This window comes from Spiroplasma endosymbiont of Villa modesta (genome assembly GCF_964030925.1).
Taxonomy (GTDB): domain Bacteria; phylum Bacillota_I; class Bacilli_A; order Mycoplasmatales; family VBWQ01; genus Spiroplasma_E.
The window spans coordinates 709034-725566 of sequence record NZ_OZ034992.1 but is presented as its reverse complement, the minus strand read 5'-3'; the positions used below and the strand labels follow the sequence as shown (position 1 = coordinate 725566).

The 16533-nt window shown below is 21.9% G+C and carries 27 protein-coding genes; 22 read left to right on the top strand and 5 right to left on the bottom strand.

All coding sequences use genetic code 4. From position 1 onward, the window contains the following. Window positions 1-89 precede the first annotated feature (89 nt). Window positions 90-269 (bottom strand): hypothetical protein, encoded by a 180-nt coding sequence (locus tag AAHM89_RS04690; protein ID WP_342267091.1) that lies wholly within the window; start codon window positions 267-269, stop codon window positions 90-92. A gap of 299 nt (window positions 270-568) precedes the next feature. Beyond that, window positions 569-1270 carry a hypothetical protein gene (locus AAHM89_RS04685; protein ID WP_342267090.1) on the bottom strand — a complete coding sequence of 234 codons (702 nt, stop codon included), beginning with the start codon at window positions 1268-1270 and terminating at the stop codon, window positions 569-571. 763 nt (window positions 1271-2033) lie between these two features. Here AAHM89_RS04685 and AAHM89_RS04680 point away from each other — a divergent pair. The 13 genes from AAHM89_RS04680 to AAHM89_RS04620 all read left to right on the top strand — a co-directional run bounded on the left by AAHM89_RS04680 (window position 2034) and on the right by AAHM89_RS04620 (window position 7313). Beyond that, window positions 2034-2285, top strand: coding sequence for a hypothetical protein (locus tag AAHM89_RS04680; protein ID WP_342266892.1), 252 nt, complete (start codon window positions 2034-2036; stop codon window positions 2283-2285). A gap of 168 nt (window positions 2286-2453) precedes the next feature. Beyond that, entirely contained in the window at window positions 2454-2579 is a 126-nt protein-coding gene (locus tag AAHM89_RS04675) for a hypothetical protein (protein WP_342266857.1), read from the top strand. Further along, entirely contained in the window at window positions 2579-3043 is a 465-nt protein-coding gene (locus AAHM89_RS04670) for a hypothetical protein (RefSeq protein ID WP_342267089.1), read from the top strand. The genes AAHM89_RS04675 and AAHM89_RS04670 overlap by 1 nt, the downstream gene beginning before the upstream one ends. 2 nt (window positions 3044-3045) lie before the next feature. Then, window positions 3046-3339, top strand: a complete 294-nt coding sequence (locus tag AAHM89_RS04665) for a hypothetical protein (RefSeq protein WP_342265856.1) — start codon at window positions 3046-3048, stop codon at window positions 3337-3339. 3 nt (window positions 3340-3342) lie between these two features. Continuing rightward, entirely contained in the window at window positions 3343-3504 is a 162-nt protein-coding gene (locus tag AAHM89_RS04660) for a hypothetical protein (RefSeq protein ID WP_338978831.1), read from the top strand. Beyond that, window positions 3504-3740: a hypothetical protein gene (locus tag AAHM89_RS04655; protein WP_174480108.1), complete on the top strand. Its 237-nt coding sequence runs from the start codon at window positions 3504-3506 to the stop codon at window positions 3738-3740. Before AAHM89_RS04660 ends, AAHM89_RS04655 begins: the two co-directional genes overlap by 1 nt. Before the next feature lie 11 nt (window positions 3741-3751). Then, window positions 3752-4576, top strand: a complete 825-nt coding sequence (locus AAHM89_RS04650) for a hypothetical protein (protein ID WP_342267088.1) — start codon at window positions 3752-3754, stop codon at window positions 4574-4576. 16 nt (window positions 4577-4592) lie between these two features. Beyond that, window positions 4593-4751, top strand: coding sequence for a hypothetical protein (locus AAHM89_RS04645; RefSeq protein WP_174480221.1), 159 nt, complete (start codon window positions 4593-4595; stop codon window positions 4749-4751). Window positions 4752-4786: 35 nt separating this feature from the next. Then, the gene (locus tag AAHM89_RS04640) at window positions 4787-4975 is read left to right on the top strand and encodes a hypothetical protein (RefSeq protein ID WP_174481134.1); all 189 of its coding nucleotides are present in this window, start codon (window positions 4787-4789) and stop codon (window positions 4973-4975) included. A gap of 1 nt (window position 4976) precedes the next feature. Further along, window positions 4977-5162, top strand: coding sequence for a hypothetical protein (locus AAHM89_RS04635; RefSeq protein ID WP_281748210.1), 186 nt, complete (start codon window positions 4977-4979; stop codon window positions 5160-5162). Window positions 5163-5179: 17 nt separating this feature from the next. Then, the gene (locus AAHM89_RS04630) at window positions 5180-5485 is read left to right on the top strand and encodes a hypothetical protein (RefSeq protein ID WP_342267087.1); all 306 of its coding nucleotides are present in this window, start codon (window positions 5180-5182) and stop codon (window positions 5483-5485) included. An 86-nt stretch (window positions 5486-5571) separates the two neighbouring features. Beyond that, window positions 5572-6756, top strand: coding sequence for a hypothetical protein (locus AAHM89_RS04625; RefSeq protein WP_342267086.1), 1185 nt, complete (start codon window positions 5572-5574; stop codon window positions 6754-6756). Between the two features lie 14 nt (window positions 6757-6770). Then, on the top strand, window positions 6771-7313 hold the full coding sequence (locus AAHM89_RS04620; RefSeq protein ID WP_342267085.1) for a hypothetical protein: 543 nt from the start codon (window positions 6771-6773) through the stop codon (window positions 7311-7313). 172 nt (window positions 7314-7485) lie between these two features. Here AAHM89_RS04620 and AAHM89_RS04615 read toward each other — a convergent pair whose 3' ends face one another. Together AAHM89_RS04615 and AAHM89_RS04610 are read right to left on the bottom strand one after the other, a co-directional pair. After that, window positions 7486-7893, bottom strand: a complete 408-nt coding sequence (locus AAHM89_RS04615; RefSeq protein ID WP_339045908.1) for a transposase family protein — start codon at window positions 7891-7893, stop codon at window positions 7486-7488. A gap of 23 nt (window positions 7894-7916) precedes the next feature. After that, the gene (locus AAHM89_RS04610) at window positions 7917-8339 is read right to left on the bottom strand and encodes a transposase family protein (protein WP_339045912.1); all 423 of its coding nucleotides are present in this window, start codon (window positions 8337-8339) and stop codon (window positions 7917-7919) included. 93 nt (window positions 8340-8432) lie between these two features. Here AAHM89_RS04610 and AAHM89_RS04605 point away from each other — a divergent pair, with 93 nt between their 5' ends. The 3 genes from AAHM89_RS04605 to AAHM89_RS04595 are packed head-to-tail and all read left to right on the top strand — an operon-like array spanning window position 8433 to window position 10682. Further along, entirely contained in the window at window positions 8433-8669 is a 237-nt protein-coding gene (locus AAHM89_RS04605) for a hypothetical protein (RefSeq protein WP_342267084.1), read from the top strand. Window positions 8670-8683: 14 nt separating this feature from the next. Further along, on the top strand, window positions 8684-9628 hold the full coding sequence (locus AAHM89_RS04600) for a hypothetical protein (protein WP_342267083.1): 945 nt from the start codon (window positions 8684-8686) through the stop codon (window positions 9626-9628). 28 nt (window positions 9629-9656) lie between these two features. Next, complete coding sequence (locus tag AAHM89_RS04595) at window positions 9657-10682, top strand: hypothetical protein (RefSeq protein WP_342267082.1); 1026 nt, start codon at window positions 9657-9659, stop codon at window positions 10680-10682. A gap of 165 nt (window positions 10683-10847) precedes the next feature. Here the strand turns inward: AAHM89_RS04595 and AAHM89_RS04590 are convergent, their stop codons facing one another. Further along, window positions 10848-12035 (bottom strand): Mbov_0401 family ICE element transposase-like protein, encoded by a 1188-nt coding sequence (locus tag AAHM89_RS04590; RefSeq protein ID WP_342265979.1) that lies wholly within the window; start codon window positions 12033-12035, stop codon window positions 10848-10850. A gap of 97 nt (window positions 12036-12132) precedes the next feature. Here AAHM89_RS04590 and AAHM89_RS04585 point away from each other — a divergent pair, with 97 nt between their 5' ends. The 6 genes from AAHM89_RS04585 (at window position 12133) to AAHM89_RS04560 (ending at window position 16531) form a co-directional block, all read left to right on the top strand. Further along, the gene (locus AAHM89_RS04585) at window positions 12133-12513 is read left to right on the top strand and encodes a hypothetical protein (RefSeq protein ID WP_342266046.1); all 381 of its coding nucleotides are present in this window, start codon (window positions 12133-12135) and stop codon (window positions 12511-12513) included. 147 nt (window positions 12514-12660) lie between these two features. Next, window positions 12661-13194, top strand: coding sequence for a hypothetical protein (locus tag AAHM89_RS04580; protein WP_342265976.1), 534 nt, complete (start codon window positions 12661-12663; stop codon window positions 13192-13194). Between the two features lie 14 nt (window positions 13195-13208). After that, complete coding sequence (locus tag AAHM89_RS04575) at window positions 13209-14525, top strand: hypothetical protein (RefSeq protein WP_342267081.1); 1317 nt, start codon at window positions 13209-13211, stop codon at window positions 14523-14525. A gap of 2 nt (window positions 14526-14527) precedes the next feature. Beyond that, entirely contained in the window at window positions 14528-14821 is a 294-nt protein-coding gene (locus AAHM89_RS04570) for a hypothetical protein (RefSeq protein ID WP_342265973.1), read from the top strand. After that, window positions 14784-15620: a hypothetical protein gene (locus AAHM89_RS04565; RefSeq protein WP_342265972.1), complete on the top strand. Its 837-nt coding sequence runs from the start codon at window positions 14784-14786 to the stop codon at window positions 15618-15620. The genes AAHM89_RS04570 and AAHM89_RS04565 overlap by 38 nt, the downstream gene beginning before the upstream one ends. Next, entirely contained in the window at window positions 15620-16531 is a 912-nt protein-coding gene (locus tag AAHM89_RS04560; RefSeq protein WP_342265971.1) for a hypothetical protein, read from the top strand. The genes AAHM89_RS04565 and AAHM89_RS04560 overlap by 1 nt, the downstream gene beginning before the upstream one ends. The last annotated feature ends 2 nt before the right edge of the window (window positions 16532-16533 follow it).

Genomic DNA, 16533 nt, shown 5'->3' with positions numbered 1-16533 from the left:
TATACTAATAAATTATAGTAAAATTATAACAAATTTATTTTACTATATATCGTTTTAATTTGAAAAAATATAAAGTGACTATAAACTTATTAGTAGTAAAAATCATTAGCTTTATTAGCAAATGTTTGAATTCTACCTTTAATACCAATAATTGCATTCTTTTTTAATAGTGTTTTTAATTCCTCTGTATTAGCTATTCAAGTTTTAATAGTGATAAAATCAATTTCAAATTGATTTTGACGATTTTTAAAAGGTCTTTCAACTGCCATTATAACTTGGTCCATTTTGTTGGAATTTGTTCTCTGGTTGGTATTATTTCTGGTTCATTCATTAATTTACCTACTAATACAACATTATTTATCATTTTAACACCCCCTCTTATTTGATAATTATAAATTTAGTTCATAAATAAAATATCAAATTATTTTATTTATGAATAAAAGAAAAAATAAATTAATTCAACAAACTTAAATATTAAAATAAGACTAGATAAAATAATTTATTAATTAACACAAAAAGAGCATTGTCAACTGCTCTTTTTGTAAAATATAATTGTGTTAATATAGTTTTAATCTAAAACTGGTAATGATCCAATTCTTGAATCTTTTAGTGCATTTACTTTCCCAAAATCTACTTGTAATCACACTCTCTGAACATTAACAAATCCAGTAATTTTATTACCATTTTTAGCAGCATCATAAAAAAATGTATAAACTTTTGTATTTAATAAACTAATTAAAGCTTCTCATTGCTTTTGTTTATATGGTGCAAATTCTAATTTAAAATCAGAGGCTAAACTTCCTTTTTTAACTCCCACATTGTTATAAAGTTTCAAATCAGGTAAAATTTTTCGAAATTCTTGACTAACATCTAAATCCTTATTGTCAGCTGTATTAATAATATAAGATTTTAAAATTTCATTATTTTTGATAATATCAATTTGACACGTACCTGCTTCTAATTCAAAACTATCTTCGGTGTATTTTTCTTTAATTTCTCCTGGAAAAGTATTTTTAATACTAACAGTTAAACTAACAATTTCAGCATATTCTTCATCTGAATAAACGCCAATTTCATCACCAGTTTTGAAACCTAAATCTTTTAAAAAGTGTGCTGCATTAGCATTTTCTGCCCTATATTTATGAGGTGGTGCACCTGTTCTTAATAATTTATTTTTAAAAAGATCATTAATTTTCATTAAGTGATCATCTGCAATAACCGAATATTTTTCACGGGCGGTTGTCAAAGTTACGAAATAATTTATTATCATATTAGTAACTTATTTCCAAAAATGAATTATTTGAAAAATAATGAAAATTAGATAAAATTACTCTCTTTAACCCTTAAATTTAAATTTATATTCGACGTATTTTAAAAAATATACATTTAAAAAAATAAAAATTATTCTCAAAGTTATTAAGGAAAAAGACAAGAAATAATCTTGTCTTTTTTTTGTAATTGTAAAATTTTAAAATTTTTAATAACCGTCTTTAACGCTATTATCAACACGTGTTAGGGAACTAAAAAAGTGAACTACAACACAGTTGTTAAAAATAGTAGCTAGAACATGTGGACTTGCATGTATAAATAAAAAGTGGAGTGATACCTAATAAAATATACTAACCATTTAATGGTAATTCTTGGGGTGGGAGCGAATTGGAAACTAGTATATATAGACCTGTTGTAGGGACCTATTGTATTAATTCTATTCTTTATTTAACCAACCTTGCCACCCCCCAGTGAGCAAGTGTTGGTTTTATTTTTTATTTTTTTTGAAAAATTTTTTGGGCGAGAAAATAAATTTCAAACTTGTAAAAAAAATTGAGCGGGACCGGTTCAATTAAAGTATTAATTTGTTAAACGCAAATTAAATAAATATTGAATCGAATGCCTCAATGTTTTTTAAAATTTCACAATTTATTTTTGAGCCCATAATTACTGGAATGAATAAAACGAATAGTATTAATAATATAAAAATCAAAATATATGTTCTTTATGCTAGAAGCAACAGAACATATTAGGAAAGGATTATTATGGCAATAGAAATTCTTGATTATGAAGCACTAAGAAAGATTGATAAAAAAATTAAAAAAAGAAGAAAAAGATGTGTTGAATGTAATGAATTATATGAAGATGACAAAATCAATATGCTTTATCACTTTAAAACAGAATTAGAAGCAGAACAACATGATATTAGAAAATTTGAAGATGATTATGATATTGATGAACATTTGGATTATACAAAACCATTTGGATATGTTTGTGATTGATGTAGAAGTGATTAATTATGCAAAAAAAGTATTTTTGTTGAACATGTAAACAACATAAATTAGATTATTTATTCTTTAATACTGATGATATAAAAACAAGAAAATATTTTTTAAGAGATAACAATAATAAAGCAATTTGTTATGACTGTATTTTAAATATTAGGTTAAGTAGGAGATATAAATATGAATAAAGAAAAATTAATTACTGAATTAAGAAATAGTATATATCTTGGGAAAATAGATACATGTTGTTCTGGAAATCTAAATAAAATAATTATAAAAATTAAAAATGGTGAATTTTATTGATAATGCAATATGAATTAATTATTGGTATTGACCCAGCAGGAATAGGTAGTAATGGAATGGTTATATATTCAAGTGAAACTAATAATATTGTTTTTAATGAAACATTTAATACATTAACTGTTTTATGAAATAAAAATATGTATAAAGAAAAAATGCAATTAATTAAAGAAAAATTTATTGATAAAAAAATATTAGTTATTGTAGAAAATTTCTTTTTAAGTTCAAAACAATTATTAACTAATCCATTAGCAACACCTAAAATTATTGGTGCATTAATGGTATTAGTACAAGATGTTTTCAACTGAGATTATCTAGAAAACCACCTAAAAAATAAAAATAAAATAACAAATTATAAAGGAAATATAAAATTAACAAAACATGAACAAGATGCTTATAAGCATATTCAATATTATTTAAAAAATCATAAAAAAATATTAATTTTTGATAATTATTTAAGGAAATTATAAAAATGAAAGATAAAGAAAATTATGTCAAATTAACAGTAAAACTGAGTAACACTATTGAAGCAAAATATTACGAAAAAGGTAATAAGGAATTATATTATAGTGTTCGTGGTCAATGAAATGGATTAAATTATGTTACTTTAATTTTTAATAAACCAAAACTTTATAACCGATGTATTTTATTAAACAAAAACGATGAAATTATTGTAACTGGTCAAATCTTTAACACTTTAAACATTCCTAAAAATCGTGCATTTTGTTCAATCAATGTTAAATGATTTAAAAAATGAAAAGAGTAAAAAATGATATTATGAAAAATTTTATTAATAGCACCAATATTAATAACAAGTATAACACTAATAATATTTTTAATTTATATAATTAAAGATTTAAAAAATGAATATAAAATATTGAAAATATTAAGTGAAATTTCTAATCAAATTAAAAATAAGGAGAATAATTAATGATAATATTACCTACTTTGTTTGAAAATAAAGATGAAATTGAAATATTATCACCATTTCCAAAAGCAATTCATACAAGTAATGATATTAGAGCAATTATTTTAAGACAATACCCAAATGTTAAATCAAAACACATAATTGTTTCTGACCCCGAAAGTAATGTTGCATTAATAGTTGGTGATAATGATGTTTATCAAGGTTGAATTAAAGTAACAATTAAAAAATTAGAAAATTAAAGGAGATTAAAATGCCAAATATAGAAAATCAATCAAATTATACTTTAACTAAATTAATTAGAACTGGTATAAGTCCTATTTGTGCAATGATTGGTACAAGTGCTTATTATGGTCAAGTAATTGCTAATCCAATATTAGGTTCAATTAATAGTTTATTATTTGGTAAAAAATTAGGTTTAGATATTTGAAATTTAAATCAAAGACCAAATACTAAAACTAAATTAATTAATAGTTCTAAAAAAATAGCATTAGGATTAGGAACAATTGGTTTAGCAAATTATAGTAAATGAACAGAAAATAATATTAATCCTATTATTCCAATAACACCAATTCCAATAACTACTACAATCACAACAGAAGGTCCGCCATGATTACTATTAAATAAACAAGAACATCAGTCATTAATGGATTGAGATACTTATATTTCATTAAATACTTATGGTATTTCAAATCTTATTAGTGGATTAACTGAGTTAATACCTAATAAATTTGAAGCAATAAGAAAAATTTGTAATATGGCAACTGGTGGATGTTTAATTTCAAGTGGTGTTGCAATGGGTATTAATAATGATTTTAATAATGCTTATGCAGTACCTACTATTATTGCTGGTGCAAGTGAAATAATCCATAATTTACTACCTATGGAAACTACAAATCATATTCAAGAAATGCAAGAAACATCATTTAATGATGAAACTGCAAGATTAGTAAATGATAATAGATTCACAATTAATAGTGAAACAACTAGTCAATACGGTAGTGATAATATGAGCAAAGTAGCATTAAATCACGATAATGCTTCATTAAATTGAGATTATAATCACATGAGTTTATAAAGGAGGTGAGTAATTTATGAATAAAGAAAAATTAATTGAATATTATAATCACGAAATAAAAACACATAAAGAAAGGATGGAACAATTAAATAAAGAAATTTCTTTATTAGTAACTATTATAAGTAATTCACAATCAATGATTGAAAGAATTAATGGTGGGCAATTTGATGAATAATTAAAAAAATTAAAAATTGAAAGGAAAATATTCAAATGAAAGAATTTTTACATGAATTAATAATTATTGGAACAAGTGTTGGAACATTAATTTGCAGAGAAATTATTGTTTTATTAAAAAGATTTATCACAACTCCAAAACATGTTAGAGCAAATAACAAAATTATAAAACATCAAAAAAAATTAGCAAAATTAAACGAAAAAATTAATAAAGGAGAAAAATAATATGACAAAAATTGAATTTAATGAAAAATATAGAAAACAAGATATCAGTATTGATAGAGATTTTGATTTACATATTGATAATTGTTTTAAATTTTCTGATATTGATACATTAGAAAACGCAGTTAATGATTATAAAAAATTAATAAGTGAAATGCCACAATTAGTTAAAGATTGATTATTGGGATAAGATTAGGAGAATGTTAAATGTTAGAAAATGAAAATAATGTTCAACAAACAACTGAACCTTTAAATGAAAATAATGCTCAACAAGAAATAGAAAATAAAGTTAATGAAGCAGAAAATAAGTTAAATAAACTTAATCAAGAAATTAAAGAAAAAGAAATGATTAATATATTTAAAAAATATCAAGTTAAAACTGAATTTTATGATTTTTTAAAATTTAAAACAAATAATATAGAAAATTCAAAAATTGAAGAAACTATTAAAAAATGATTAAAGAACAACCGATATTTAAACAAACAATTAATACAGGTGGCAATAAACAAATAATTATTAATAATAAACCAAATGATAAAGAAAATTTTTTAATTAATTATAAAAAGAAAAATTATTTATAAACGAAAGGAAGGAATAAAATGTCAGAACCATTTAATCTAAATTTAGACAATACAGAGAGATTAGTAGAAGCACCAGAATTTATAGAGTTTTTTAAAATTTCAAATAGTCCATGGGCAAACTTTTTTCCTACTGAAATTGTTGACTCAGTAAATATTGAATTTATTGTTAAAAAACCAAAAAAACCGGAAGTAAAAATTATTGCTTGGGATGATAAAAGTAAAAGATATGAATTACCATATGTTGATACAGATAAAATTAGTAAAAAAATAACTAAAAAATATCTTGCAGGAGAAATTATTGCAGATGTAGATTTAAAAGCAAATAATGGACAAAATTTATTAGATAGTATGCAATATGAAGTTGCAAATGATTTAGCAGATAAATTAGCAATTGATGATACACAAGCAATTGCAAAATTTGCTACTAAAATCGATATTGAAGATACAACACCAGTAGGCTATTTAAAATCAATGTTATCTGCTTGAAATACTTTGTTTCAATTTAGAAACATTGCAAATAGTAAATTTTTTATTACTAATGGTCTTTATGATAGTTTAGTTTATTTAGCAGATAATAAAGGTTTAATTACCGATAATCAGTTGGCACAACAATTACGTTTAAATGGAAATAATTTATATGTAAAAGGCGTATTATGTGAAATCGTTCTTGATGACTATATGATTTTTACTAATGATAAAAATGAACAACAATTAATGACCTTTGTTTTAGCAACACCAAGAGCGATGAAAAGATATATGATAGAAAATACAGTTATTTATGTAGATTTTATTAAAGATGATAAAGCAGGAAGAGCATATAAAGTTGCTGGTGAAGTTGTTGGAGAAGCAATCCCATATATTTCTAATAATGAAACAACTTCACGTTGAATGTTATGTGGAGTTATTAAAACAGAAAAAAATGATTTAAAAACTAAAATTACAAGTTTAACAACTGATATTACTGCAAATGTTAATAACAATAATAGTGAATTAAATACACAAATAAAAAGTACTAATGAACTTAAATCATTAAATCCAAATTTAACAAATCCAACTATTAAATATTTTAGTGATGCACAAAGTAAAACTAATATAAATAATCAAAAACAAAAAGCAGGTGACTTATATATAACTATTACTGCAAATGTTAATGATTTAAATTATAAAGGAACAACAAATCCAATTAAAATAACTCTTAAATAAAGGAAATTAATACCATGCCAATCGGTACAACTAGTACAGCAATACTATTAAATATAAATAAACCAAAACATACTAGAATAAGTAAACAACAAGAAAATAAAAGTTTTTGATGAGAAATTTTAGAAATGATTGGTGTACAAGTAATAGCAGTAGCACTTGCTCCTTTTACTGGTGGGTTAAGTGAAAGTATAGCACTTGGATTAGGTGCAAGTGATTTAGTTGCTAGTATTAGTGCTGTTGGTGTAGAATTTTTAACTGATTTTACTATTAATCAAGTTTATGATTATTTAAAAGGAAATGTAACAAAGTTAAATACTTTCTTTAATATACTTCCTGCATTTGCTGGACTTAATAAAATTAGTCGTGGTTATCGTACAACTAAATTTATTAAACTAGCAGAAAAAACTAAAACATTAGAACAAGTTGGAATTAAAGAAGTAAAAAATTTACAAGAAATTATTAATCAAGTAAGTAGAAAAGAAATTTTAACAGATAAAATTATTGGTAATAAACGTTATTTAATGAATTGGACATATTCCGTAATTAAATTTAATTAATTGTCAATAAAATTGTTTTAAAACTATTTAGTGTTATTGAATATAGAAATAAATATTTTTTGAAAAAATAGTTTAAAAAATGAGTTTACATTTTAAACAAAAAATTGTTAATAATATTTTTATATTAACTCGATAAAAATTTAAATTTTAAAAAAATATTTTTAATATTTTTTTATTTTAATGGTTTTATTTTATTAAAAATTTCACAAAGTAAGTTAAATCTTAAGTACATAAGTCTAAATTTAGATTTTCTACATTTATTTACTAAAATTTTGAATCTTTTCAATCAAGCAAAGACATGTTCAACTTTAATTCTAATTTTAGATACAATCTTATTGTATTTTCTTTCTTGTTTAGTTAATTTTTTATTTTTAGTTCTTTTAATTGGTATTATTGTATTTTTATAAATATTTTGTATACCTTGATATCCTAAATCACCAATAATTATTGTTTTTTCTGAAAATTCAAGATTTGAATTTTTTAATATTTGAAAATCATGCACTTTACCATTATCAGCAAAAATATCAACAATTTTTTTATTAAAAAAATCATATACAATTTGAAATTTTATAGAATACATTCAACTTTTACCAGAAAAATATTCTAACTGTAGTTTTTTTTAGTTGGTCTTTCAATTTCAATCTCAGTTGAATCAATTAAATAAAATTGAAATTCATTTGAATTTTCTTGTTTTTTATCAATTTTTAATTTATATCTTTCTTTTAAAAATTGGTAATCTTTGTGGTTACTAAGTTTATTTTCTACTCAAGTAATATTTCGAAAACAACTTGATGGGCTCATTTTAGATTTAATACTCATTTGAAAAAAAGTATAATATTCTTTTCAGTATAATAAAGTCATCATTAATCTTTCTTCTACTGAAAGTTTATTTTTTCGACCTTTATTTTTTTCTAATTTTTCTATTTCAATTAATTTTTCTAACATTTCATTAAAATGAAAACGTTTTATACCAAAATATCTGTAAAATTCTTCATTTTTTAATTTTTTTAAATTTTCAAAAATCATTTTTATCAACACTTTTCTAAATTTATTGTTAATAACAAAATTATAAAATAAATTTTAAAATTATTAATTAATTGACTTTTAAAAAATTTAATTATGGAATATGTCTATTATAGTTTTACTCCTAATCGTGAAACAGTATTACGAGATTTAGGTTATGTTGCTGAAAGACAATATAAGAATAATTTTCAAAAACTAGAAACAGAAAAATTAATGGAACACTTATTATTACAAAATACATTAATAAAATTAAGTCCACAATTAACTCCAAAATTTAAAATTAAAGATATTGAAAAAGCAAATAACTTTTTAAAAAATTTAATACTGATTTAAAAAAAGTATTATCTATGAATCAGCATGATTGATTAAATTTAGTTCATACAATACATACAGAAAATAGATATGGAAAAACTTTAATTTTAGATTTACAAAAAATTCGTGCTAATGCTATTAAATTTAATTTTAAAAATAATGTTATTCATCAAATTGTTTTAAAAGCAAATCAAACTTTTAAATATTTTGATATTAGATTTTATTTAAAAAAAGGTTTAAATAAATTTTGAAAAGATACATCATATTTTGAAAAAATACGAGAAAGTATATATAAATTACAAGAAAAATTTGAAAAGTTAGAAAAACAAGCATTTGAAAAAATTAATAAATTAAAACAAAAAGCAACTGATTTATTTACTAGTGCAGAAAAAAGAGCAATTAAACATGCACAATTAATTCCATTAAATTCACCAGTATTTATGGGTTGTAAAATTCAACCTTTATCATTAGATAAATGTGCAATTACTATTTATCATCGCAATCCTAAATATAAACCAATTACAGTTGTTGATAGTATTCTTAAAGCAAAAACTTTTGTTACTCAAATACATCCATTTCATTGATATCGTTGATATAGTGGTTGATACATTGGTTATGGAGTAAATCATAATAAATGATTAAAAGCAATAGCATTTGCTCCGCCAGTTGTTCAAGAAGTAATTAAAGATAGTTTTAAAGTATATAGAGAAATATTTAGAATAATAAGAACTTATCATAAAGTAGTAAATGTTATTAATAATCCTATTGAAAATATTAACAAATCATTTAAAAATGTTGGTTTAAAATTTTCAGTAAATACTTTATTTGGTACTGGATTATTACATCATTTAGAAAAGTTTGCATATAGTCAAGTTGTAGCAAAAAGTAAGAAAAAATTAAAAAAAGGCAAAAATAAAATACAAAAAGAAATTGAACATATAACACATAAAAAAAACAAAAAAACATACTCATCATTATAAACAAGCATTTTTTAAGGAATGATAAATTATGATTAATAAACTTTGAACTGATGTCAGTCTTGAAAATTATAATAACTGATATCCATTAACTGGAAAAATTACAGAAACACCACAGCAATATATAAAAACATGACCAAATGTTAATGATTGATTTAAAACTTTTGCTATTCGCGCGCAAAATGATATTAATGCTTATCTTGATTTTATTTTATCTAAATTTCCTTTTGATAGTTTTAAAGATGAATTAATTAAAGAAACATTAAGAGATATGGTTTATGTTATGGTTGAACATTGAGTATTTAATCGTACACCAATTGAATTTAATGTTGATGCTACTATTCAATTTAATAATGGTAGTCAATTTAGTGCAAATAGTACTCCTACGATTAATGTTTGAGATTTAGCACCTAGTAGAATGAAAATATGAGCAAGATTAACAGAATTAAAACAAATATTTTCAAGTTATAATGATGATGAAATAGATGTTGAAAAAATTGACTTAAAAGCATTTTATACTAGAAATCAAGTTGATGAATTAATTGAACAACAAAAAGAATTTACATTATTAAAACAAATTAAATTGTATGATGATTTAGTTGATGATAATGAAAATGAAATATATAGAGGTCCTGTTAGTAAATTTGTTAATAAAGGTTATGTAGCAACTGATTATGATAAAGAAACTGAAACAATGATTTTAGATTGACCTGATGAAATTGGAACATTACCACCAGAAGCATTACAAAATAATCCACAAATTGGTGATTATACACATGCACCAACTTGTGATTTTTCTGCTAAACAACAAAAACGAATTACTACAAATGAAAATGAAATTACCAAATTAAATAATGAATTAATTAAAGCAAATGAAAATATTAATGATGTTAAAAATAATTGATTTAATATTGAAACTAGTCCTTTATGAAAGAAAGTTAAAAATGAAAATATTAAAACAGATACATGATATATCATTGATTGAACATATTATTTTATCGATAGTAAACAACTTATTATAAGTAATAATAAATTAACGGGCGTATTTCAAGTCTAGTTATAATTTAATTTTCTTTAAATAAAAGATAAAATAAATTATTAATTGTTATAAATATTATAACCCTAAATAGGGTAAATGTCAAGTCTTATTATAGATTTTATTAACTTTTATAAAATAAAAATTCCTAACTATTTAGGTTTAGATTTATTAAATTTTATAAATTTAAACAAATACTTTTAATTTATTAATTCTTGCTTGTTTTAATTTTAATAAATTAAAAAATGCTTCTTTTGAATAAATTTTTGCATTATTATTAGATATAGATTTTATTAAATGATAAACATCACTTTCAGCACTACAACCAATATTTCAAATAGCATTTTGATTTTCAATACCTTTTTTATTATTTTTAAAATATTCATATATTTTTTCATCAGCATTATTTTCTTTTAAATAATCTAATAATTTATAATAACAACCATTTAAAAATAATTTATAATATGCATAATTTAATTTTTTATTATTTTCTTTTGTTCTTTTACCTTTTCCTACAATAAATACTTGTTTTAATTTTTGTAATGGATGTCATTTATCTACAGCATAATCAATTTTTAAATAATTAGCAGTAGATTTAAGATAAGTAGCACCATCACCAGTTAATTTTAAATTTTCATTAGTATAACCAATAAAAATATTATCTAAATTAGTTATTATAGATTTACCAAATTCTTTTTTAGTAATTCTTTGACCTTTTCTAGTTGACAAAACAAAAATATATTTATTTTCTAAAACATGTCTATTATCAGTAGATTTATTTAAATCAAAACCTGTACTTATACTTACTGTTCTATGTCTAAATTTTCTTTTTTTATTATTATCAATTAAATTATTATATGATTCATCTGATTGAATATAAATATAATCAGTTGGTAATATTTTTATTTTTTCTTGTGGTAATTCTTGAACAAATATATTAGTTTTTTTTACTCTTCTACAAATAGTTGATAATGATATACTTATTTTTAAATTATGTTTAATTATAGGATATGTAATATTATTTAAATCTGCTTCATAAATTATTGATTTTGTTACTTGATTAGTAAATTTTTTATTTTTATCAATATTAATATATGTATCTAATGGATATAAATATTCACCAGTAATTTTATGTTGATATACTTTTCTATAAAAATCTTTTACTATTCCATACATTGATGTAAAAGTTCTTTTAGCAGTTTTAACATATTTATATTTATTTTTATCATATTCATTTTTATGTCAATATTTATCATAATTAATTAAATTATTTTTATAATCTAATAACATTTGTTTTTCATGACTAATTTTAAACTGATTATGAGGAAATTGTTCAGGAAGTAAAATCATAATATTATTCCTTTCTAAATACATAATTTTCAGTATAACAATTATTAATTGTTCAGTGTTGTAATATACTTTGCTTAAAATGTTATAATTAGTATATAAATATTGAATATAGGTGATAAATATGCCAGAAAAAGAAAAAAAATATGGTGAAAAATTAAGTGTTAATTATAAAACTCAAATTGATAATTATTTAAGAACTAAAAAGGTTATATTAACTCCACAAGGATTAAATAATGCACTTGGAATTGATAGAAAATTTGTTTATGATTGCCGACGTAGAAGCAATCCATGACGTAAAAAATTTATTAAAGATTATGATAATGCAAGAGCGATAATTTCAACTCATATGTTAGAAAAATCATTAGTAAAACCAGAAATAATTTATAAACATTGACAAGTTAGTTATCCGAATGAATATGATATTAATGAAGAAGATAATAACTCAAAAAGTAATATAATTATTAATATTTGTGAACCTAGAAAAATAGAAAATAATGATTAAAAACCTATAATAAATATAGGTTTTTTTCTTTATTTTAAAGGATAAAAATGATATAATTTAATAAAGTGAATATGTTAAATTAACATATATAAAAGTGACCTATTAACCAAGTGAATTATTAAAAATTAATAAAGGGAGATTAAAAGTATGAGTGATTTTACTTTTGATGAAAAAGAGAATTATAGTTTAGATGATGTTAAAAATTTACTAAAACAACATAGAAATGTAGTATATGCTGAAAGTAAAAAAGATATTGAACCTAAATTAAGTGAATATGAAACTAAAATAAAAGAATATGAAAATAAAATTAATAGTTTTGAAGAGCAACAATTATTTTCAAATATTAAAGATACTAAAAAAGTAAATTTAATTAAAAATTTAATGAATACTGATAATTATAAATCTTTATCTAAACAAGAAGCATTTAATAAAATAAATGAAGATTATAAAGATTTTTTAATTGATAAATCAGAACCTATTAAACAAGAAAATAAACAACAAGATAATTCAATTAATCCTACTGATTTAATTTTAAAATTACATAATAATTCATTAGACCATTTTAAAATTGCTCAAGATTTAAAAAATAAAGCAACAACACAAGGAATGACTAATCAAAAAGAATTAGAAGATTTAGTTGAAATTACTAGAAATGAAGTTTTTCAATCTATTAGTAAATAGAAAGAAGTTTTATTATGGGAGCTATAAAAATACCTGAAGCATTTTTTATTAAAGGTAATAATCCTACTGAAAATGCTATTTTAAGTGTACTTGAAGCACAAGTACGTGGTGAATTAACAAGTGAAAAATCAACAATGTTTATGCGTGGAACTTGTAGTGCTACTCAAATTGGTGAAATGGCTGGAGTTGCTATAGCAATTTATAGAGCTACAGTTCGTGTATTATGAGGATCAACATGAGATTGAAAAAATGGTACTAAAAGACAAAAAGGTGATGTTTATACAACTAAATTAGAAATTAATAAATATTTAACAATTGATTTTGAAATTCCAGAATTTGATATTGAAAGATTTATGAAATCACCAAAAGATATTGCAGTACAAATTGTTTCAAATTGAACAGCTTCATTTATGAGAAATTTAGGTGAAAATTTAGAATTAATATTTTTAAATGGTATTCAAGATTATGCTATTGCTAAATCATTAGTCTTACCTTTAGATTTAATTAATATGAATGCAGAACAAGCAAAAGAAGCTTATTATAAAATTTGAGCAAGAAATAATAAATTAATTAAATTAGTTAATTATATTACTGTAGGAACTAATAGAGAAGATTTAATGGGAGCAACTGGAATTGATAGTAATTTAGGTTTATCAAAAGCATTTACTGTTTTAAATTATAGTCAAATTTCAGCAGATACATTAGCATATGGTAGAAGATATACAAGTTTAATTGCTGGTATGGAATTTTGAGAAAGTTTTTATTTAGAACAAGAATTTATTCATGATACTGAAAAAGCAATGCATTTAGAAAAAGATTATAGTTTAAAAAATACACATGGTTTTGTAGTTAATAGATATATGTGAGGTATGCCAATTTCATTTACTAAAATAAGACAAAAATTAGATAATGATACAGATAATATTAAAATTATTGGTAAATGTTTATTTGCATTACCTAGTGCTATTAGACCAAATTTAATGTATTTAATTAGACCAACTATGCCTACAATTGAAGAAATAAAAGAAGCAAGAGCAAAAGATTTTTTAACTAATCCTAAAAATGAAAATGCAACTTATCAATCAACTTTATATGATGATATTAATAAATTAAATTTAGAAGATGTTATTTATTATAGAAATTTAGGAAAAATTACTATGGCTGGTGATAAACCTACTAATGATGAATTAGAAAATGCAATAATAAATGCTGGTAATAATGGTTATGAAAAAGGTAAAGCAAAATTTGATATTAAATCAACAAGTGCAACTATGACTGGTAATAATAATGATTATTATGGAGTAGTAAATTTAGAATTTACTAAAAAATAATTATGGAATATATTTATAAATATTTTAATGAAAAAGCACATATTATTATTTATTCACCAAAACCAGAAGATTTAACTACTAGTAATGATATTAGAGCAATTTTATTAGATGAATATCCTAAATTAAGAAATGATTATTTTATAGTAAGTGATGTACATGATAATTTTGCAATATGTGTTGGTAATAATATAAATTGTCAAGGAACAGTTAGAATTCAAATTAAAAAAACTAATCAATTATCAAAAGGAGAAAATAAATATGCCACAACAACATTCTGAGACTACACAATTGAGTAACTATACTTTAACTAAATTAATAAGAACTGGTATAAGTCCAATTTGTGCAATGATAGGTACAAGTGCTTATTATGGTCAAGTAATAGATAGTCCATTATTAGGTTCAATTAATAGTTTATTATTTGGTAAAAAATTAGGTTTAGATATTTGAAATTTAAATCAAAGACCAAATACTAAAACTAAATTAATTAATAGTTCTAAAAAAATCTTATTAGGTTTAGGAACAATTGGATTAGCAAATTATAGTAAGTTTACTAATTCTTCCATTAATCCTAATCCAACTGAAAGTCCAATAACAACTACTACTATTGACCCATTTCCACCAGATTTATTATTTAGTAATCCAAATACTACTGATAATCATTTAATGGATTGAGATACATATATTAGTTTAAATGCTTATGGTATATCAAATCTTATTAATGGAATTCTAGAATTAATACCTAATAAATTTGAAACAATAAGAAAGATTTGTAATATGGCTACTGGTGGATGTTTAATTTCAAGTGGTGTTGCAATGGGTATTAATAATGATTTTAATAATGCTTATGCAGTACCTACTATTATTGCTGGTGCAAGTGAAATAATCCATAATTTACTACCTATGGAAACTACAAATCATATTCAAGAAATGCAAGAAACATCATTTAATGATGAAACTGCAAGATTAATAAATGATAATAGATTTACTATTAATAGTGAAACAACTAGTCAATATGGTAGTGATAATATGAGTGAAGTACCATTAAATCATGATAATGTTTCATTAAATTGAGATTATAATCACATGAGTTTATAATGTTACCTTTAATTATTGAATGAATATATTATGCATTAGCAAGTAATGATATTAAATTAGCATTAATAAATGCTTTAAAAACTTATTATAAAAATCAATCATTAAAAGCAGTATTTGATAGTGAAAATATTAGTGAAAAAGAAATACATCAACCATATAGTGTTTTTAATCCAAATATACTTAAAAAATTAACAAGTATATTAAAACCAAGTGAATTATCTATATTACAAAATGAAATTAATAAATTTAAAAATCCAATAAATAGTTTTAAAAATTATATTATGCCAACAGAAATTAGAACAGTTAAAAATTATGTTAATAAATTTAATAATTTATTTAAAGAAAATGAAGAAGAAATACCAAATAATGCATGAGAAGTATTATCAAGTTCATGATTTAAAAAAGGAAGATTTATTGTTGATAATAAAAATTTAAAAATTGGAACTTTAACAACATTATTTCAAAGTGATAATGATAAAAGACAAATATGATATGGTCCATATACTTATCCAACATTTCCACAAGAAATATGAATATTAATGACACAAGCAAAAGGTAAAAATGGTTCTGGTGCTGGAACAATATTTTGAAAATTTTGAAATAGAAAATGATTACCAAGTCAATTAAGAAAATATGTTAAAAGTGAATTATCAAAAAAAGGTAAATATTATGGTTCACAAGATACTAGTGTAATTTATCCAAATAATATTAATGTTCAAAAAACTATGCATTTTATTAATAGATTAGAAAAAGGTTTTTTTAAATTAAAAGAATATAAAAATTTATCTAAAAATGAAATTGGAAGTACACAATGAAGATATGAAAGAAAACAATTATTAAAAAATTCTTTACATACAAGAAAATATATAAAAATTAAAAGAAATTCTAATTTTTATAAAACATGAAAGTAGGT